Source organism: Paenibacillus lentus, from assembly GCF_042714055.1.
Lineage (GTDB): Bacteria > Bacillota > Bacilli > Paenibacillales > Paenibacillaceae > Fontibacillus > Fontibacillus lentus_A.
Map to the genome: position 1 here is coordinate 744,703 of NZ_JBHGVC010000001.1, position 17,714 is coordinate 762,416.

General features: G+C 46.6%; 15 protein-coding genes. 4 read left to right on the forward strand and 11 right to left on the reverse strand.

The annotated features are described in order from the left end of the window. Window positions 1–6: 6 nt before the first annotated feature. From nrdI to ACE3MQ_RS03310, 11 genes are all read right to left on the reverse strand, one after another. Entirely contained in the window at window positions 7–417 is a 411-nt protein-coding gene (gene nrdI, locus ACE3MQ_RS03260) for a class Ib ribonucleoside-diphosphate reductase assembly flavoprotein NrdI (RefSeq protein ID WP_379390538.1), read from the reverse strand. A 276-nt stretch (window positions 418–693) separates the two neighbouring features. Then, on the reverse strand, window positions 694–1,734 hold the full coding sequence (locus ACE3MQ_RS03265) for a FecCD family ABC transporter permease (protein ID WP_379390540.1): 1,041 nt from the start codon (window positions 1,732–1,734) through the stop codon (window positions 694–696). After that, the gene (locus ACE3MQ_RS03270; RefSeq protein WP_379390542.1) at window positions 1,735–2,790 is read right to left on the reverse strand and encodes a FecCD family ABC transporter permease; all 1,056 of its coding nucleotides are present in this window, start codon (window positions 2,788–2,790) and stop codon (window positions 1,735–1,737) included. Window positions 2,791–2,848: 58 nt separating this feature from the next. Next, a complete protein-coding gene (locus ACE3MQ_RS03275) occupies window positions 2,849–3,874 on the reverse strand; it encodes an iron-hydroxamate ABC transporter substrate-binding protein (RefSeq protein WP_379390544.1) in 1,026 nt (341 codons plus the stop codon). A gap of 194 nt (window positions 3,875–4,068) precedes the next feature. Further along, window positions 4,069–5,109, reverse strand: coding sequence for an NAD(P)/FAD-dependent oxidoreductase (locus tag ACE3MQ_RS03280; protein WP_379390546.1), 1,041 nt, complete (start codon window positions 5,107–5,109; stop codon window positions 4,069–4,071). Between the two features lie 58 nt (window positions 5,110–5,167). Further along, window positions 5,168–6,883, reverse strand: a complete 1,716-nt coding sequence (locus ACE3MQ_RS03285; protein ID WP_379390549.1) for an ABC transporter ATP-binding protein — start codon at window positions 6,881–6,883, stop codon at window positions 5,168–5,170. A 74-nt stretch (window positions 6,884–6,957) separates the two neighbouring features. Beyond that, complete coding sequence (locus ACE3MQ_RS03290) at window positions 6,958–8,949, reverse strand: AraC family transcriptional regulator (protein ID WP_379390551.1); 1,992 nt, start codon at window positions 8,947–8,949, stop codon at window positions 6,958–6,960. Between the two features lie 30 nt (window positions 8,950–8,979). Beyond that, a complete protein-coding gene (locus tag ACE3MQ_RS03295) occupies window positions 8,980–9,957 on the reverse strand; it encodes an iron-hydroxamate ABC transporter substrate-binding protein (protein WP_379390553.1) in 978 nt (325 codons plus the stop codon). Between the two features lie 96 nt (window positions 9,958–10,053). Beyond that, window positions 10,054–11,574 (reverse strand): ABC transporter substrate-binding protein, encoded by a 1,521-nt coding sequence (locus tag ACE3MQ_RS03300; protein WP_379390555.1) that lies wholly within the window; start codon window positions 11,572–11,574, stop codon window positions 10,054–10,056. A gap of 413 nt (window positions 11,575–11,987) precedes the next feature. Next, entirely contained in the window at window positions 11,988–12,815 is an 828-nt protein-coding gene (locus ACE3MQ_RS03305) for a sensor histidine kinase (RefSeq protein ID WP_379390557.1), read from the reverse strand. Between the two features lie 168 nt (window positions 12,816–12,983). Further along, the gene (locus ACE3MQ_RS03310; RefSeq protein ID WP_379390559.1) at window positions 12,984–13,385 is read right to left on the reverse strand and encodes a VOC family protein; all 402 of its coding nucleotides are present in this window, start codon (window positions 13,383–13,385) and stop codon (window positions 12,984–12,986) included. A 163-nt stretch (window positions 13,386–13,548) separates the two neighbouring features. On the opposite strand from ACE3MQ_RS03310, the gene ACE3MQ_RS03315 reads away from it, so the two are divergent. The 4 genes from ACE3MQ_RS03315 to ACE3MQ_RS03330 are packed head-to-tail and all read left to right on the forward strand — an operon-like array spanning window position 13,549 to window position 17,699. Further along, window positions 13,549–15,153, forward strand: a complete 1,605-nt coding sequence (locus tag ACE3MQ_RS03315; protein WP_379390561.1) for a spore germination protein — start codon at window positions 13,549–13,551, stop codon at window positions 15,151–15,153. A 2-nt stretch (window positions 15,154–15,155) separates the two neighbouring features. Next, window positions 15,156–16,358, forward strand: coding sequence for a Ger(x)C family spore germination protein (locus ACE3MQ_RS03320; protein WP_379390563.1), 1,203 nt, complete (start codon window positions 15,156–15,158; stop codon window positions 16,356–16,358). Continuing rightward, window positions 16,355–16,570, forward strand: coding sequence for a hypothetical protein (locus ACE3MQ_RS03325; protein ID WP_379390565.1), 216 nt, complete (start codon window positions 16,355–16,357; stop codon window positions 16,568–16,570). Before ACE3MQ_RS03320 ends, ACE3MQ_RS03325 begins: the two co-directional genes overlap by 4 nt. A gap of 31 nt (window positions 16,571–16,601) precedes the next feature. Then, window positions 16,602–17,699 (forward strand): GerAB/ArcD/ProY family transporter, encoded by a 1,098-nt coding sequence (locus tag ACE3MQ_RS03330; RefSeq protein WP_379390567.1) that lies wholly within the window; start codon window positions 16,602–16,604, stop codon window positions 17,697–17,699. The last annotated feature ends 15 nt before the right edge of the window (window positions 17,700–17,714 follow it).

The window sequence follows — 17,714 nt, forward strand, 5'->3', positions numbered from 1 at the left end:
TCATTATTAAGCTGTATCCAATTGGGAATTTGCGTTTGGGTGAGTGTTTGGGTTTGAGTAAGTGTAGACAATTTGCTTAACCTCCTGTTTAAATCGCTCGACATCCTTCTTGGTGCCGCTAAGCTCGAATTTCATTAATAAGGGAACAGAGTACATTTCCGCCACTTGATCTCCGGCGAGTCCGTAACGTACGCCCCAATTCGTATTGCCGCTCGAGGCCACGCCCTGCAGCAGCTCGCCGTTGTCCTCCAGAAATTTCAGGGTCGTCTGAGGAACCTGGCCAAAGCCTGTCGTATATGTAATGAGTACAAATGGCTGATCAAGGATCAAGCCGTCTTGAATCTGGACATGCTCTACATCCAATTTGCTGACGAAGCGTTTGACGTTACCCGTCTTCGAATCAAAAACCACGAGCATTGCTTTCCCTCCCGTAAAAAAATAGCCCACCCGCAGGAGATGAGCCATCGGCAGCATCCTTCCTATTGCATTAAAGCCGTATCATTGCACATCACACTACATATAGTGTATCCATCCAATATTTCACACTAAATATAGTGCGTGCTTGTAATATACCTGTTTTCCCGAAATTAATCAAGAGGTATTTCCCCAAAATGTAAAGCTCATTTCCGCATCCGTATTTCCCCAGAAAAAAAGCTGTGACCCCCGCTATCCGCAGTCGTCACAGCTTTATTATTATACTCTTGTTTTAGTGAGTAAATAAAGAAAATATGGCGCACCGATGACAGCGACAACAATGCCCGTCGGTATTTCCGATGGCTGCAATATCCAGCGCCCAATCGTATCGGCAACGACAACCAGCAGCGCTCCTATCAAAGCCGATGTCGGCAGTAGCAGTTGATGCTTAGGGCCAACAAGTCTCCTTGCCAGGTGAGGGCCTATCAGACCGACAAAGCCAATCCCGCCGCTCACCGCAACGGAGGAGCCAGCCAAGCCAACCGCAGCGGCAAGCAGCAGCAGACGCTCTTTCTCTACAGGCGCACCAAGCCCGGTTGCTGTGTTCTCGCCAAGATTCAGCACGTTCATGACACGGGCTTTATAAAAGACATACGGAAGAAGTATAACGATCCACGGCAGCAGTGCAAGTACAAATTTCCAGTTTGAACCCCAAATACTTCCCGCTAGCCAGGTCGCTACAAACTGATACTTATTTGGATCAAGCTTCAGCGTCAGTACGATCATCGCCGCGCTAATCCCGGCTGCTACACCAATTCCCGTAAGAATGAGCCTTGTCGGCGAGATCCCTTCATTCCGCTTATAAGACAGCACATAGATCAGTGCAGCGGTAAATCCAGCACCAACTAGCGCCAGCACGGGAAGCAGAAATATGGAGCCTGCTGATGTTGTCGGATAGAAGGAAACATACAGCATCACCATAAGCCCGGCGCCAGCATTGATGCCAAGAATACCCGGATCAGCCAGCGCATTGCGAGAAATCCCTTGCAAAATACAGCCTGATACAGCTAGTCCTGCACCGATAAGCACGGAAATGACGATGCGCGGAAGCCTAAATTGAAACAAGATGAGCGACTGCTTCTCCGTTCCCATGCCAAATAGCGTTTTGACTACATCAAGCGGCGACAAACGGATATATCCCGTATTCATACTTACAATAAAAGCACTAATAATTAAAATGCCCAAAATCGTCATCACGACAACCCCGCGCTTCATTCTACGTTTGTTCGAAGATGAAGACACTGCTTGTACGGGTTCCATCTATAGCTCCCTCCTCTCTTTACGCGCGAGATAGAGGAAGAATGGCACGCCAATCAGGGCGATGAGCGCCCCAATCGGCGTTTCGAATGGCGGATTGATCATTCTGGCTGCAAGATCGGCAAAGACGACAAGCAGACTGCCCAAAATTGCCGAGCAAGGTATGATTGAGCGATAATCAACACCAACGAGAAACCGGGTTAAATGCGGAATAATAAGTCCCACAAAGCCGACGGAACCGACAACCGCAACCGCTGAACCAGCCAAAATCAGCACGATAATCGTTCCTGCCAGCTTAACAAGCCCAGTACGTTGTCCTAGTCCGACAGCCACCTCTTCTCCAAGACTTAACATCGTAATTGATCTGGAGAGCATCATTGCACCGAGAATTGCGCCCCCGACCCAGGGAAAAATAATTTTCAACTGGAACCACTTCGTTCCGGCAACACCGCCTGCCGACCAAAATGCCAGATCCTGCCCGATCCGAAAATATAACGCTACCCCTTCACTTAGAGCTACTAGCAATGCGCTGACAGCCGCCCCAGCTAATACAAGACGAACCGGAGTCAGTCCCCCTTTCGCCAGAGAACCGATCCCGAATACAAGCCCGGCACCAATACCAGCACCCAAGAAGGAATACAAAATGAGTAAATTAAACGATAATCCCGGAAAAAATGCAAAGCACAGCGCCAGCGCAAAGCCCGCCCCCGCATTAAGACCGAGCAGCCCGGAATCCGCCATTGGATTTCGGGTCATTCCTTGCATGAGCGCGCCCGCGACAGCGAAGCTTGCGCCAACCATCGCTCCGCCAAGCACACGGGGCAGTCGCAGCTCCTGAATGATCTGGTGCTGGGTCAGCTCCGGATTAAAGCGAAACACCGCTTCCCAGACGGTGAGGAACTCGATGTCCGCCGCACCAAAGGAGACAGACAACGCGATTCCAAATACTAAAGCCGCAATCCCCCCTAATAAGATAAAGGAAGTGACCATCGGTCTTGTCCGAGGCTTCGATACAGGTACACGTCCCTCCGTCTTTGTACTTTCCAACAAATCTGTCATACTAAGTTCTCCTCATCCATCAGCTCGAATCGGTAAGCTCGATTCACGGAATTAATGATTATTGGGTTAAGCTTTCGACAATGAACTCCAATTGTGCTTCCAAAGAAATCGGATCGTTGAAGTAGGAGCCCGCAGCATCAAGCGGAAACACACGATTATTTTTGACAGCCGAGAGATCCTTCCAAATCGTACTCTCAAATACAACATCAGGGTTAGCATCGTCCCCTGACCATGGACTGGTGAATATAAAGTCCCCTGCATAATCAGGCAGCACCTCCAGCGATATACTCGCCCACCCTGTACCGCTGTCAATCGCTTCCTTTTGAAGAAGCTCAGGCGCTTTTAGCTGAAACTCGCCATAAATGATTTCCCCGCCTCTGGCATAATTATGACCGAAGGCGTATACCCCTTTGGAATAAGGCTGTAAAATAGAAACCGTTTGATCCCCAACAGCGGCTTTCACTTTAGGTTCGTTATCAGCGATCAGCTGCTCCCATTTGGAGATCCATTCCTTTGCTTCATCCTCTTTGCCAGTCATTTTACCGAATTCCAGCATTTGTTCTCTTAATGGCAGCTTTCCATATTCCACGCCAACTGTCGGGGCAATTTTTGATAGATTGTCGATATGTGCCGTATCCGTAGCGGCAAATTCGATAATTAAATCAGGCTGCAGCTCCAATATTTTCTCCACGGATTTCCCGTCCCCCAAATTTTCAATCCCGTCCAAATGACCTTTGAAGTACGGATTGCTCAATACATGCTGCGATACGCCAACAGGCTCGATACCCAGCGCAAGGAAGTAGCCTACATAGCTATCCGCCAATACGACGACACGCTGCGGATTTTTCGGTATTTCCACCTCGCCGTTCGCCGCTTGATATGTAATCGTGCCAGTAAGATCGGGATTATTGCCGCTGTTCGCAGAATTGGCCGATTGCGAATTAGTATCAGTCCCGGCGCTAACGTTAGAGCCTGAACTGGATACAGGATCAGCTACCGTATTTTTCCCGCACGCGGACAACATTCCTAACAGTAAAATAACGATCATAGCAAAACTGAATCTACGTGCTAGATGGCTCCTCATCTCTATTTATCTCCCCTTCTTAATATCGCTAGTGATTACTTATCCTAGACTAGAAGCAATTTAATCCTCGACAAACATCCGATGATATTGATAATCGTTCTCATTATATGTCCTAAGATAAATATCGTCAAGGAAATACGATGTTTTTATACAATTAGCCCGCCACTGGAGAATACACTGCTGAATAGATTGTTTTATTCATCCGCAGCAAGGCCCAACGCCCGATTTTTCTCCTTAAACCGATCATTATGGGAAGATACGTACGCTACTTCATACGCTTCTGGATCCAAATACAGCTTAGCGCTGTTGAGCGCAAGCACAGCGTCCGTGAACGTTCCGGCTATAAGGTAGACTTTGCTGCCATAAGACACGAAATCGCCCGCGCCAAAAATACCAGGAATGTTCGTTGCCATCCGCTCATTTACATGTGCATGCCACTCTCCCATATCCAGACCCCAATCGCGTATCGGGCCAAAGTCGCTCTTCATCCCATGATTCACGATGACCGCATCGACTTCGATCTGCTCTTGATTCTGTGATTCCACATGAGCAATCGTCACCCTCTCGATGGTAGTCCCGTCGCTGCTATGGAGTGCATCAATTTGGTATGGCGTCCGCACCTGAACCGAGGACTCCTTCATTCTAGATACATTTCTCTCATGTCCGCCGAAGCTGTCGCGTCGATGCACGACCGTTACACTCGCCGCAATGGGCTCCAGTTCGTTCGCCCAGTCCACCGCTGAATCACCGCCCCCGGAGATCAGCACTCGTTTTCCGCGGAACGCCTCCATCTCCTGCACCGTGTAATGCAGATTTGTTACCTCATAGCGATCTGCTCCTTCGATTTCCAGCTTCGCCATTTTGCGAATGCCGTAGCCGATGGCCATAATCACAGTTCTCGTATGATGCTGCTCGCCACTGGCAGCGGTCAGAATAAATGTTCCGTCCTCGAGCCGTTCATACTTCGTAATATGTTCCCCGAGCACAATCGTCGGCTCAAACGTATTCGCTTGCTCAATCAACTGCTCAATCAGCTTCTCGCAGCGAATCGGCGTCACACCGCCGACATCCCATATAATTTTCTCAGGATACGCCAGCATCCGCCCACCCAATTGATCCTGGGCTTCAATAATTTTCGTCTTCAATTCCCGCATTCCACTATAGAAAGCTGTGTATAACCCTGCTGGGCCCCCGCCAATAATCGTCACATCATATAGTTCCAATTGTTCGTTCATCGTGATCCTCCCAATTTCTATAAATTATATCGTTAAAATCGTATCTGTATTTCCGAAGTCAGGCTCCGAACTGCGCCCGATGCAAGCGGCTGTACACCCCTTCGGCAGCAATCAGTTCTTCATGTTTGCCCTGCTCGGCAATTCCCTGCTCCGCAACGACGATAATACGATCTGCATTCTTGATCGTCGCAAGCCGGTGTGCAATGACAAGCGTCGTACGACCCTCTGACAGCTCCGTGAGCGCCAGCTGAATAGCCGCTTCCGTCTCGGTGTCGAGTGCCGATGTTGCCTCGTCTAAGATGAGAATCGGCGGATTTTTCAAGAACATTCGCGCGATGGACAGCCGCTGTTTTTGGCCACCCGACAGCTTCACGCCCCGCTCACCGATTAACGTATCGAGTCCCTCTGGCTGGGAGTGAATGAGCTCCTCCAGCTGTGCCCTTCTGGCCGCTTGCCAAATCTCCTCTTCCGATGCGTCCAGCTTGCCATAAGCGATGTTCTCCCGGATACTGCCGTCAAACAGAAATACGTCCTGCTGCACAATACCGATGTGTGAACGCAGGGATTCCAACGTCATTTTGCGGATATCGAGACCATCAATCGTAATTGAGCCTTCGTCGACATCGTAAAAGCGCGGAAGCAGCGAGCATAACGTCGTCTTACCCGCACCGGACGGACCAACGAGGGCTACCGTCTCCCCAGCGTTAATCGATAAATTGATTTGCTGAAGCACCTTCTCCTTGTCCTCATAGCCAAAGGTAACGTCATTAAAATGAATATCCCCCCGTACCTGCTGCACATGCCGGGCATCAGGCGCATCGTCCACATCCGGCTCCATTTCCAGCAGCTCTAGATATCTCTTGAACCCGGCAATTCCTTTGGGATACGTCTCGATCACGGAATTGATTTGTTTGATCGGCCCCAAAAACACGTTGGACAGCATGACAAAAGCGATAAACTCCCCATAAGTCATTCGATTCTGAATAACAAACCATGTCCCGGACACAAGTACAAACAAAGATACAAATTTCATCAAAATAAAGCTGAGCGATGAGTTCCAGGCCATAATCCGGTAAGCGATCAGCTTCGTCAGCCGAAAACGGTTGTTGTTCTCCGCGAAACGGGCGATTTCATGCTTCTCGTTAGCAAACGCTTGAACAACACGGATTCCACTGATATTGTTCTCCACTCGTGCGTTATAATCGGCAATGTCTGAGAACATGCGTTTGAATGCCGCCGACATTTTACGGCTGAAATACAGAGATAAATAAATCATAAGCGGCACGATAATGAACGTCAGCACTGCTAACTGCCAGTTAATTCCGAGCATAATTCCGAATGCGCCGCTCAGCGTCATGATAGCAATGAATAAATCCTCCGGGCCGTGATGGGCAATCTCGCCAATATCCATCAAGTCATTCGTCATTCGGGATACGAGATGCCCTGTCTTGTTATTGTCGAAAAACCGAAACGACAGCTTCTGTACCCGGTCAAACAGCTTCTTGCGCATGTCCGATTCGATATTGATCCCCAATTTATGTCCCCAGTAGGTCACTACATAATGCAAGGCTGCGCTAATCACGTAGATGCCCAGCAAGCCAAGGCAGGCATATAGGATCCATTTCCACTGACCGCTCGGCAGCAGATCGTCTACCACCCGATTGACGGCGACTGGAAAGGCCAGCTCCAGTAAGGCGGCAATAATCGCGCATGTAAAATCAAGAATAAATAAAGCCTTATACGGACGGTAATAAGCGAAAAAACGACGAAGCATGAAACTCCTCCTCTATTTACATACATCTAAAAAAACCGTAGGCAAGCTTCGCCTACGGTCTTCTTACCTTGCTACTATCTATTTTCCAATAAAATATTTACGATAGTTTCAAGCTGAAGCTCCAGCGAATACGGGTCTTCCATCACAAATTCATCGTCAAACTCGCCATACATATAAACCTGACCCTTCTTCACAGCGGGACTGCCTTTCCATACGGCACTATTTAATACTTCCTCCGCGTCCTCTTTGGAATTTACATAGACAAACACGTGATCACCGAGATACTCTGGCAATACTTCCAAAGAAACATTCTCAAATCCATTGGTCATTTGCGCTGCCTTCTCTGTAGGCGGCAATTGCAGCATTTCGTAAATCGTCCCGCTGCCATAATTTCCACCCTTTGCAGCAAGCACAAATATTGCTTTTGAACCTACTTGAACTATAGAGACCGTCTCGCCGTCTTTGATGATGCCATCAATTTGCTTCCTAGCCTCTTCCACTTTCTGCTCATACTCTGTAATCCACTGCTCCGCTTCCTGCTGCTTGCCGAAGATTTCACTGATTCTTCTGAACTTCTCAATCGGCCCTGTCGTAGATTCACCTTCCCAGTACGGCAAAAATACGGTAGTTCCGACTTTTTCATATTGCTCGATATTGTCTTCTATGGAACCTATAATTAAATCCGGCTCCAAAAGAATCAATTTTTCCGGATTCATCGGAAATGCGCCTAAGCTTTCGATATTCGCCAAGATATCCTCAGAAATACCCGCTTTCTCGATCCAGGCTTCGTCTAGCATCCCGTCTCTCACACCTACAGGAATAATCCCGAGCTTTAGTAATGGCCCCATATATTGATCAGATGCCACCCGCTGAGGCTCTGCCGGAACTTCCACATCGCCTTTCAGAGTCGATACGATTCTCGTCTTGGCTTGCGCCATTGTTTCCTGTCCTCCATTGGAATTACCGGAATTTGCTTGCGTTTCTACGTTATTCGCCGGAGCTTGCGAATTGCCATTAGTACCTGCCGGGCTTGAGCAAGCTGCCACCAATAAGGACAAACACATCAACATGGTTATAGCCGCGATTCTAGTTCTTTTTTGCATAAATAATTCTCTCCCCATTTGATATTGAAAATGATTCTCAATATCAGTATAAAGGTCTGAATTATTTTGCAAAAGGGCATTTCTTTGCATCGATAAGGGCAATTCCCGATGGCGATCTTGCCAGCTGCTATTGCGCAGCTGCTTCTTTCTAAAGCGTGCAGGAGATATTCCCGTATATTTCTTGAAGCTACGGCTTAGCGAATGAGCGTCCGGAAATCCAACGCGTTCGGCAATTTCCTGTAAATTTGCGTCTGTCCGCATTAACAGCTCCATCGTTCTGTCCGCCCGTACCTGTCCAAGGTAATGAATCGGACTTGTCTTCATACGGCTCTTGAACAGCCTGGACAGATGCGCTGAGCTGCATTCCAGTGTTTGCGCAATGGAATCCAGTGTAAGCGGCTCTTGAAAATTCTCGCGGATATAACGAGCAGCCAATGCGGCTCGATCAGGCTTGATCGGTTCAATCTCCTGATGATGCAATTGCCGCAGCAGCTCATAGACGAATTGATAGAATAGCGCTTTTACCTGTAATTTTCCCAATGCTGTAGACGAACGCCAGTCTCTATCCAGCCTTTCGATTGTTTCGAAAAGGATTAACGGATAGCTTGGAGCAAAGGCATATTGATATTGGAACGGATTTTCTTCCTCAATCAGCTGTACGATCTCCTGACGGCAGGGCAGGGATAGTATGGCCGTGTACAAAATCATATAATATTCCAGCTCATCCTCAGCCAGAATATTCAGGTTCATCCCTTTCCCGCCATGAAACAAATGAAAACGTTGTGCTAGATGCAGGCTGTTATCCAGCCTCACACGGGCACTGCCGCGCACTGTAAAAAGGAATGTACTGGCGGGCAGCTGATAGGACTGCACTTCGTCTCCCTTTTCCATCACCGTATGGCGGACATCCATCACCTTAATAAACACATGATTCCACAACAGAATATGATCATTTAATTTCATATCATCGTTCTACTCCATCCTATTCGACGGCTATTGTCCAGTTAGCCAAGCGGCAAGCTCCTCGGTTTGCGATAGAACGGCAATCGGATCGAAGTACCAGGAACGCTCTTCTTTCCAGACATATACGCGATTATTTTTGACCGCATCCAGCGTAGACCAGATCGGGTCGGCTTGAATATCCTCCAGAGTGCGGTCATTCGTCGTCAAGATGATATAGTCTCCGGCATATTGCGGCAATACCTCCTTCGACAGTTCCACCCACTGCTTCTCTAGAATTTCCTCTGCGATCGAGGCCGGTGGCTTGAGGCCCAATGCTTGATACACGGCCTGTCCGCCTCTTCCAAAGTTATCTCCGTATACATAAATCGACTTGCCATACACCTCAATAATCGAAAATGTCGACCCGGCAGGCACTACTTTTTCTACACTTTCCCTTGCAGCTGTAATACGGCGATCGTAATTAGCCAGCCAGGCTTCTGCTTCCTTTTCTTTACCAAGCAGCTTGCCGAAGTAGGTCAACTCTTCATGCGCATTCTTCAGCTCTCCAAAAGGAATATTTACCGTAGGTGCGATTTTGGATAGCTGTTCGTACCGGTTGTCGTCAGCTTTTAAACCGCTCACGATCAGATCCGGCTTAAGGTCAACCATCTTCTCTAACGAACTAGTCAAGTCTCCAAGATCCTCTACGCTATCTAGAGAATCGACGACATAAGGATTATTCCAATATAACGAAGGAACTCCTACAGGAATAATATCAAGTGCAATAAAACTGCCTAAATATTGATCAGCGACAATACGCTGTGGATGAACGGGAATTTCAACGTCTCCATTTATGGTTGTAATTGTTCTCGTCTCATTCTGCGGCTCATTTTGATGGTTATTTTGACTTTGATTCGAGTTCTTGCTTGATCCAGACGTGCCGCAAGCTGATACAATTAGAGTAAGAAGCAGTAATAAAGGAGCAACGATGCCTAACCTTTTGTAGTTGTAGTAATGTTGTGAATGCAATTTTTATCCCCCTAGTATGTTAATGATTATCATTCTCAGTGAAACTTTACAATGTAGCGCTCTAAAATACAATGCACTATCATGATCTGCAAGCATTCACTTTTGTGATAATAGGACTCTCATTAACTCTCGGAGCTGGGCCTGGGTCGATAACGGATCATAACCGAAGAACATTTCTGACTTATCGATCAGGTACACACGCTTATTTTTAACAGCCTCCAGATTGCGCCACTTCTCTGATGTAAACAGCCTGCTCATGCGCTTTTTGGCTTTAGAATAGGTCGGCATCGCGGTAATGAAAATATAATCAGCAGCATAAGAAGGTATCTCCTCAATCTCTGCTTCAATATAGCCCAGGCTATCAATCCCTTGCTCGATCAATTGTATAGGAGGATAAAAACGGATATCTCCATACAAAATTTGGCAGCCTCTACCATAGCTGCTGTTATAACAGTATGCTGAGTTCTCCCCGATTTCCCATACGATCGCTGTTCCTCGAGCTGGACATATTCGGTCAAGCTGTTGATTCAATGAATATATTTGCTCATCATAATCGGCAAGCCACTTCTCTGCTACCTTAGACCGATTGGCAATGTCGGCAATAAGGCTGAATTGCTCGCGCCAGTTCATATTTGTAAAGGGCAACCCCAAAACAGGGGCTAGCGAAAGCAGATTTTTATTTAACCGTGCTGCCTCATAATTGATAATAACGTCAGGCTGAGCAATCGCGACGGTTTCATAGAGCGAAGAAAGCGATTTCCCATAGACATCTATCTTGTGCTTTTCACTAACGTCGTTGACACTCTCCAGCCAATCCGTATATACGCCCAGCTCCGGCGTGTGTCCCAGGACTAGCAGACAGGCCGTATGATTTGCGTTTAGCGCAACGAAACGTTTATGCTTACGCTGATAAGCAGTCGGGGACAAACCAACCAACTGTTTGAACTTGCGGCTTAAATATGTTCCTTCCCTATACCCAACTTCATGTGCGAGACTATCTAGCTTTGGCGTGCATGATAGCAGCCGCTGCTGAGCAGCGCGAATACGCAGCAGGGTCAGATAAGCACTAAAGGTATGTCCCGTATGCTTGCGAAACACACGCGAGAAATGCTCCGGGCTTATCCCCGCCTGTCCAGCTATTTTTTCACGTGTCAGATCTTCATAATAGTGTCTCTCCATATAATCAAGAACTTGTTCTATCCAATCGTTTGCCGTATGAAAAGTGACTGACAATTCGTCATATAGAGCTGCTAGAAGCTGAGTAAACAACTGTTGAGCGCGGAACGGCTCCCTTCTCCTTGGCTGTTTCCAGACATTCTCAAGCTCTATTGCTAACCCGAGAATACTCGGCGCACAATTCTGAAGGGGTTCATCATGCTTCATAATCCATGGCTCTGAGCCATCTGGAGTTACACTGCGGTATGTAATTAGAATTCCTTGTAATTGGCGCAGTGATTCCGCGTCAATGTCCAGCACTACGGGAAAGTGCGCAAATACAACACTTCCCCGTGATACTGTATACTGCCGTTCATTCAGCCTGAGCCTTCCTTTTCCACCAGTAATAACGAGAATGCTAGGGAGGAACGCCATTTCTGCATGGATTAGGGCCACGTCCACGTTATCTTCCAATCTGGTCATATGCACAGGAATATGGAAAGAATGAGCACCTCGTGTTATTCCTATAGAGATAGAGTTCATAGCATACACCTTTCTGCATGAAACGCGGGCAAATCAGCCATTCATATTTCGTAAGATTATAATAGATGCTTTACTTTACCGTTTTCAGCAAGCTATCCACGATGAAGTCGAGCTGTTTGTCGAGGGAATAAATGTCATTATAAAAACATAAACCAAAGTCCAAAGCCATCTTTGATCATTTATGTTCACCGCTTTATTCCCTCTCTTCGGACTACCCATACTTTAACTGTCTCCTAAGTATAATTGATAATAATTATCATTCGCAACGATAATTCTAAATACTGTAGGTCATTTTCGTATTGTAGCTGAAGAAATTGGGATAATTCCACGCTTTACATGGTTTTCTCCTTGCGAATCATAACGATCGTTTGCATGGCGACTCTTTCAATATCGAAATACCAATTCATGATTGCCGCACGATCCTGCATCATTTTAATTCCATATCGGTCACTGCTGAATTGTTCCTTACGATCAAATCCAACTCCATTATCCATGATGAGACATTGCCACCCCTCGCCCGCAAAATGGCCTTCAATTCGAACCTCGGTCGCATTCGCATGCTTGCGAATGTTAAAGAGCGACTCGCGAATCAGCGCAAGCAGCTCGATCTTGTCCCGTACCGAAAGCTGCTCCTCCGGGATATCCCAGCTAAGTTGGAACTTCAAATCGGACTCCCTCTTGAGCTCCTCCATCAGGCTGCTGATGCCTTGCATCCAGGATATGGAATCGGGAGTCGCTGGATAACGCAAATTCGCGATCGCTTGTCTTACATCGGTATTCATGCGATAAATATTTTTTTTCAATTTCTCGAACGTGATTTTGTCGGTAACCTGCGCCTTCTCTATTTTATTCACCTGCGTATTCAGAAGGAACAAAGACTGGGCTATGCCGTCATGGATCTCCCTAGCTAATCTTTCACGCTCCTCCAATGCCGCTTTAAGCGCTTTAGCTTCATTTAATTCCTTCTGAATAAGCTCCATTTTTCTAAATAGCTGGGTCAACAAAAGAATGGACACCAAAAATACGATGACTGGAGTTAGCCAATTTCCAAGCTCCATCGAGATATAGGAAAGTAAATATTCATGGCGAATATACTCCCACAGTCCAATTGTTATAGTAGGAATAATAAGAATCAGCCATTTGATTTGTTTATACGACATCCGCATATACAGCCTCCAGATGAGATGACATTGCTGCTGCCAGCTATCCTTACTTTAATGGAAAATGCTCTTGCGAACAATGTCCGGTTGTAAAAATAGTGTGCTCATCAGCAATAAAAAAGGGACGATGCGAATACTTGATTCTGCCCCGTCCCTTACATCGTCATTTTAAGTTTGCCCCTTCGGCAGATTCAGCTGCCAGGATACCCCGTATTTATCCTCGACCCAGCCAAATTTCACCGCAACAGGAGAAGCGGCCAACGGCATAAGTATTTTTCCGCCTGCAGACAGCTGCTCATACAACCTTTCAATCTCATCCTCCGTTTCGCATTCAACGAAAAGAGAGATTGCCGGAGTCATGGTGAAATCATGCTTTACGATGCTGTCGATCGCCATAAACGTCTGCCCCTTCAAGGTAAACACCGCATGGAGCACGCCTCCCTGGTCATTATGGAATATGCTCTTGATTTCGGATTGCTCGAATAAGGAAATGTAATGGTTGATTGCCTCCTCGGCCTGTCCGCTGAACATTAGGAAGGTCGTAATTTTTTGCCCTGCTGAATTCTCCATCATAACCGCTCCTTTTTTATATCATTCATGACTTTCCATTAAATCTGTCATGCATTCTTGCCGCTTTCTTCTCTAATTATAATAACAGGCTATTCTGGAATAAAAAATCAGGGTTAAGTAAATGTTTATATTACCTGCAGATTCGAAAGGAGGAGTAAGCGAGATGCCATTGTGGAGAAGAATATTACGCAAACCGCCTAAAAATACGGCAAATATTCAAAAATCGAAAAATGCGTCATCCGCCAACAGCCCGTCTTCCCTTGACAATCGCCCTCCAATCACTGAACAAGAACAGCTCGAATGGCGTTTACCCTGGATCAAGCAGCAGCTTGAAAATTGCTCTGATGTCGTATATCGCCAATTTTCAATCGGCACTGGAAAAGCCTGCACATTAGTTTATCTAAGAGGCATGGCCGACCAGACGACGATACAAGATGTCATCATCCGCGGCCTACTGAATTATAACCAATCCAAGGACGGTGATCTGGTTCCCTTTCTGTTCGAGGAAAAAGCGATATCCGTATCCGAGATTCAAATCATCACAGATGTCAACCAAGCCATTTCTACCGTCCTCAGTTCAGGAATAGCGTTAATCATTGATGGAGAATCTAGGATGATGACTTTTCCTTCCGCCTCCTCGTTCTCTACCAGAGCTATCGAAGAAGCCCCGAATGAATCGGTTATTCGCGGACCAAGGGAAGCCTTTATCGAGAGTCTCGACACGAATATGACCATGGTGCGCAGAAGATTAAAGAGCAAAAATTTTAAGACAGAAGAAATTACGATGGGCACGGAAACGAATACAAGAATCATCATTGCTTATATCAAAGGCGTCTGCAAACCTGAGCTTGTCCGGGAACTCAAAAGAAGGCTTTCCTATCTGGAAATCGACGGTATCGTAGGCTCCTCGACCTTAGAGGAAACGATCGAAGACTCCCCCTTCTCCCCTTTTCCGCAAGTGGAATACACAGAGCGGCCCGACATCGTCAGCGCTTCACTGCTTGAAGGGCGTGTAGCCATCATCGTGGACGGCAGCCCCTCTGCGATTATGGTTCCGGTCACTTTGGCTATGCTGATGCAAACCGCGGAAGATTATTATCAGCGTTACATCGCGGCAACGTGGATTCGCTGGATTCGCTACCTGTTTCTCATCGTCTCCCTGCTGCTGCCATCTTTATACATTGCAATTACGACTTTTCATCCAGAAATGATTCCTTACAAATTATTAATGACCATCGCTGCTGCTAGAGAAATCGTGCCCTTTCCCGCCTTTGTCGAAGCCTTTATCATGGAGCTTGCATTCGAAGCTCTGCGGGAAGCTTCGATACGCATTCCCAAGTCGATCGGCCAGGCTGTATCGATTATTGGAGCGCTTATTATCGGCACCGCAGCGGTGCAGGCGGGGATTGTCTCGGCAGCCATGGTCATCATTGTCTCGCTGACCGGGATTGCCTCTTTTATTATCCCCCACTTTGATCTTGGGCTGTCTATACGGCTGCTCCGCTTTCCGATTATGGCCTTGGCCTCCATTTTGGGGCTGTTCGGAATCACCTGCGGATTAATCATTCTCTATATTCATTTGCTTAATCTCAAATCTTTCGGGCTGCCTTACTTGTCTCCGTTCACCCCGCTAGTCAAAGCGGATTTGAACGATACGATATTCCGTGCGCCTTGGTGGGCGATGCAGAACCGCCCTATACTCTCAACGCATAACAAGAAGCGCCAGAAGAATAATGCGCGCGGCTGGGAAAAGCAAAAGGAGGAGTGAGCTTGAAGACGCTGAGGAATAGACCATTTCTTCTCATTCTATCTGCCATCGTCCTTTTAAACATCAGCGGCTGCTGGTCACCCGTAGAGCTGAACGAACGGGCATTTGTCAATCTGATGATGATTGATATGAACGATAATGGACAATTTGAGCTAACGCTCGGTTTTCCGTTGGCCAACCGGATGATTCCCGGTGATGTTGGAGGATCAGGCCAAGCTAACAAGGATCCTTTTGCCTATGTAACGAAGACGGGAAAAAACCTAGCGCAGGCTTTACAGGACATTCAGAGCGATCTATCCAGGGATATTACCTTTGGGCAAACCCGAATCATTGTGCTTGGCCATAAACTGGTGCAGCATGGGATCGACCCCGTGCTCGATTTCATCAGCAGACATCTCGCCTTCCATATCAGTGCCAACGTATTTATATTCCCGGGGAAAGTGCTGGATCTCATTGAGACGCCGACAACGTTTGAACGTTTTATTCCCGTTATACTAAGAGCTTATGTTGACCAAAAGCAAACGATTGATACCACGCTGAGGGATATTCTCCGTGCAAGATACGAGTCCGGGGATATCCTCGTACCTATGCTGAGCTTTAGTAAGCAGCCTGCCATTTTGGCCAAAAGAGAACGTACCGAAAAGTGGCTTGGCGTTGATGGTGCCGCTATTTTAAAAAGGGGGCGGATGATCAGCCCCATACTAAATAAGAAAGAAATGAGATCCGCCTTATTGGTCGAATCCAATATCAGGGATATCACGATCAGCATAAAATCGCCTACCGATGGTAAGGATATCACTTTCAATGTACAGCACGTCAATACGAGGTTTAAAGCAAAAATCAAAAATAATGTACCCTATTTTCGATTGCATACCAAAGGTACCGCATCAGTATTAACCTCCGATTCCAATCTGGATCTTAGAAACGAAGATCAGCTTATTCTTCTGCAAAAGACACTGGGTCGGGAAATTCAAGACCGGATTATGCAATTAATCAACTCGACCCGCAAAGCTCGAGCCGACGTGTTCCATTTGAAGGATTATTTAAGCTGGAAATACCCTGCCGTCTGGCGAGGAGTTAAGTCCGACTGGAATGAGTTCTATGCCAAGGAGCTAGAAATTGAATCCTTAGTAGATATGAAGCTGCTGCGAACCGGTGAAGCTTATCAAACGATCAAAACAGAAGAATCGAGGGATACCAGATGATGATCATTGCCTTGATTTTTATTCTCATTACTTGGTTCGGATGGGCAGATTGGCGCAAGCGCCATAATGGAACAACAACCAAGCTGTGGAGGCTCGTAACCGTTAATGGTATTTTGCTCATCATACTGGAAGCTCAATATTTGGTAAAGGACAGCTTTAATCTAGAAGTAGCTTTGGACGGGCTCTACCACTTTTTAGGCATATGGCTGTAAGGAAGTTCATCCATGACGGGAGGGATCAGATATGCAAAAAGTAACTCACCTGCAAATATTCGCGATGTATAGTCTATATATATTTACGGTGACACTTGCTTTCATGATGGGCCTGTACATCCGGAAGAGCCATTTTTCCACACCCGTCAGCGTAGTGGCAGGAGGATTGTTAAGCATCCTTTTGATTTACCCCGCGTACAAAGTCACCTCGTTCCGTCCCGATCAATCGATCATTCAATATGGAGGCAGCATTGTAGGAAAAGTACCCCATACGATTTTTATCGGTATAGTAGCTATAATCAATCTATTGCTTGCCTCGACCAACCTTCGAGAGCTCGAAGACTTTCTCATTCAAGTGTACTTGCCCGGAACACCGTCGTGGGTAGTAGCGCTGCTATTCGGAATCTGTGTCAATTATGGAGTCCGATCAGGGATCACTACGATATTCAGAGCCTCTTTAGGTATTTTCCTTATTAGTACGCTGGCTTTTATCACCGTCCCTTTTATGGTATCACAAGCGATACAAATAGAAATGTTGCCGGCCTTTTTTAACCAATTAAACCTCAGGGATGTTGGCATAGGCATATATAGCAGCTGCAGCATCTTCGGTGAATTTGCTTTCCTCTTCCTAATCATGCCATATATCAAATCGCCAAAGAAAGTATATAAAACGATTGCGATTACAGCGATCTCTTCGATTATCATTATACTTTCCCATTTACTGCCGGTTTTGATGATCCTCGGCCCGGATTTGGCAGCCAACCTAACCTATCCCGATCTGGATCTCGTTCGCTCCTTGCGGATAGGTTCATTCGTTGAAACCTTAGATCCTATCTTGATCGTATTGTGGCTTACGAGCCTTTTTATTAAAATCTCTTTTATGGTATTTATCGCCGTCTATTGCATATCCCTGCTGCTGAAATTACCGGATCACAAATCGCTGGCCCTTCCATTCACCTCATTCTCCTGCATTCTGTCGCTGATCCTCGTCCGCTCCCAGGTCGAATTGAATCATCTGCTTATACAGGGGTTACCGCCGCTTCTCCTCTTCACGGAGTTTGTCATTCCAACGATTTACTGGATTGCGAACAGCATCAAGTCCCGTAAAAACAGAACAAGGAATGCCTAGGCATTCCTTGTTTTC

Bases quoted from the DNA above. Each gene is read 5' to 3' on its own strand.
- nrdI (WP_379390538.1), bottom strand. From the start codon at position 417: ATGCTCGTGGTTTTTGATTCGAAGACGGGTAACGTCAAACGCTTCGTC.
- ACE3MQ_RS03265 (WP_379390540.1), bottom strand. From the start codon at position 1,734: ATGGAACCCGTACAAGCAGTGTCTTCATCTTCGAACAAACGTAGAATG.
- ACE3MQ_RS03270 (WP_379390542.1), bottom strand. From the start codon at position 2,790: ATGACAGATTTGTTGGAAAGTACAAAGACGGAGGGACGTGTACCTGTA.
- ACE3MQ_RS03275 (WP_379390544.1), bottom strand. From the start codon at position 3,874: ATGAGGAGCCATCTAGCACGTAGATTCAGTTTTGCTATGATCGTTATT.
- ACE3MQ_RS03280 (WP_379390546.1), bottom strand. From the start codon at position 5,109: ATGAACGAACAATTGGAACTATATGATGTGACGATTATTGGCGGGGGC.
- ACE3MQ_RS03285 (WP_379390549.1), bottom strand. From the start codon at position 6,883: ATGCTTCGTCGTTTTTTCGCTTATTACCGTCCGTATAAGGCTTTATTT.
- ACE3MQ_RS03290 (WP_379390551.1), bottom strand. From the start codon at position 8,949: ATGAAATTAAATGATCATATTCTGTTGTGGAATCATGTGTTTATTAAG.
- ACE3MQ_RS03305 (WP_379390557.1), bottom strand. From the start codon at position 12,815: ATGTCGTATAAACAAATCAAATGGCTGATTCTTATTATTCCTACTATA.
- ACE3MQ_RS03310 (WP_379390559.1), bottom strand. From the start codon at position 13,385: ATGGAGAATTCAGCAGGGCAAAAAATTACGACCTTCCTAATGTTCAGC.
- ACE3MQ_RS03315 (WP_379390561.1), top strand. From the start codon at position 13,549: ATGCCATTGTGGAGAAGAATATTACGCAAACCGCCTAAAAATACGGCA.
- ACE3MQ_RS03325 (WP_379390565.1), top strand. From the start codon at position 16,355: ATGATGATCATTGCCTTGATTTTTATTCTCATTACTTGGTTCGGATGG.
- ACE3MQ_RS03330 (WP_379390567.1), top strand. From the start codon at position 16,602: ATGCAAAAAGTAACTCACCTGCAAATATTCGCGATGTATAGTCTATAT.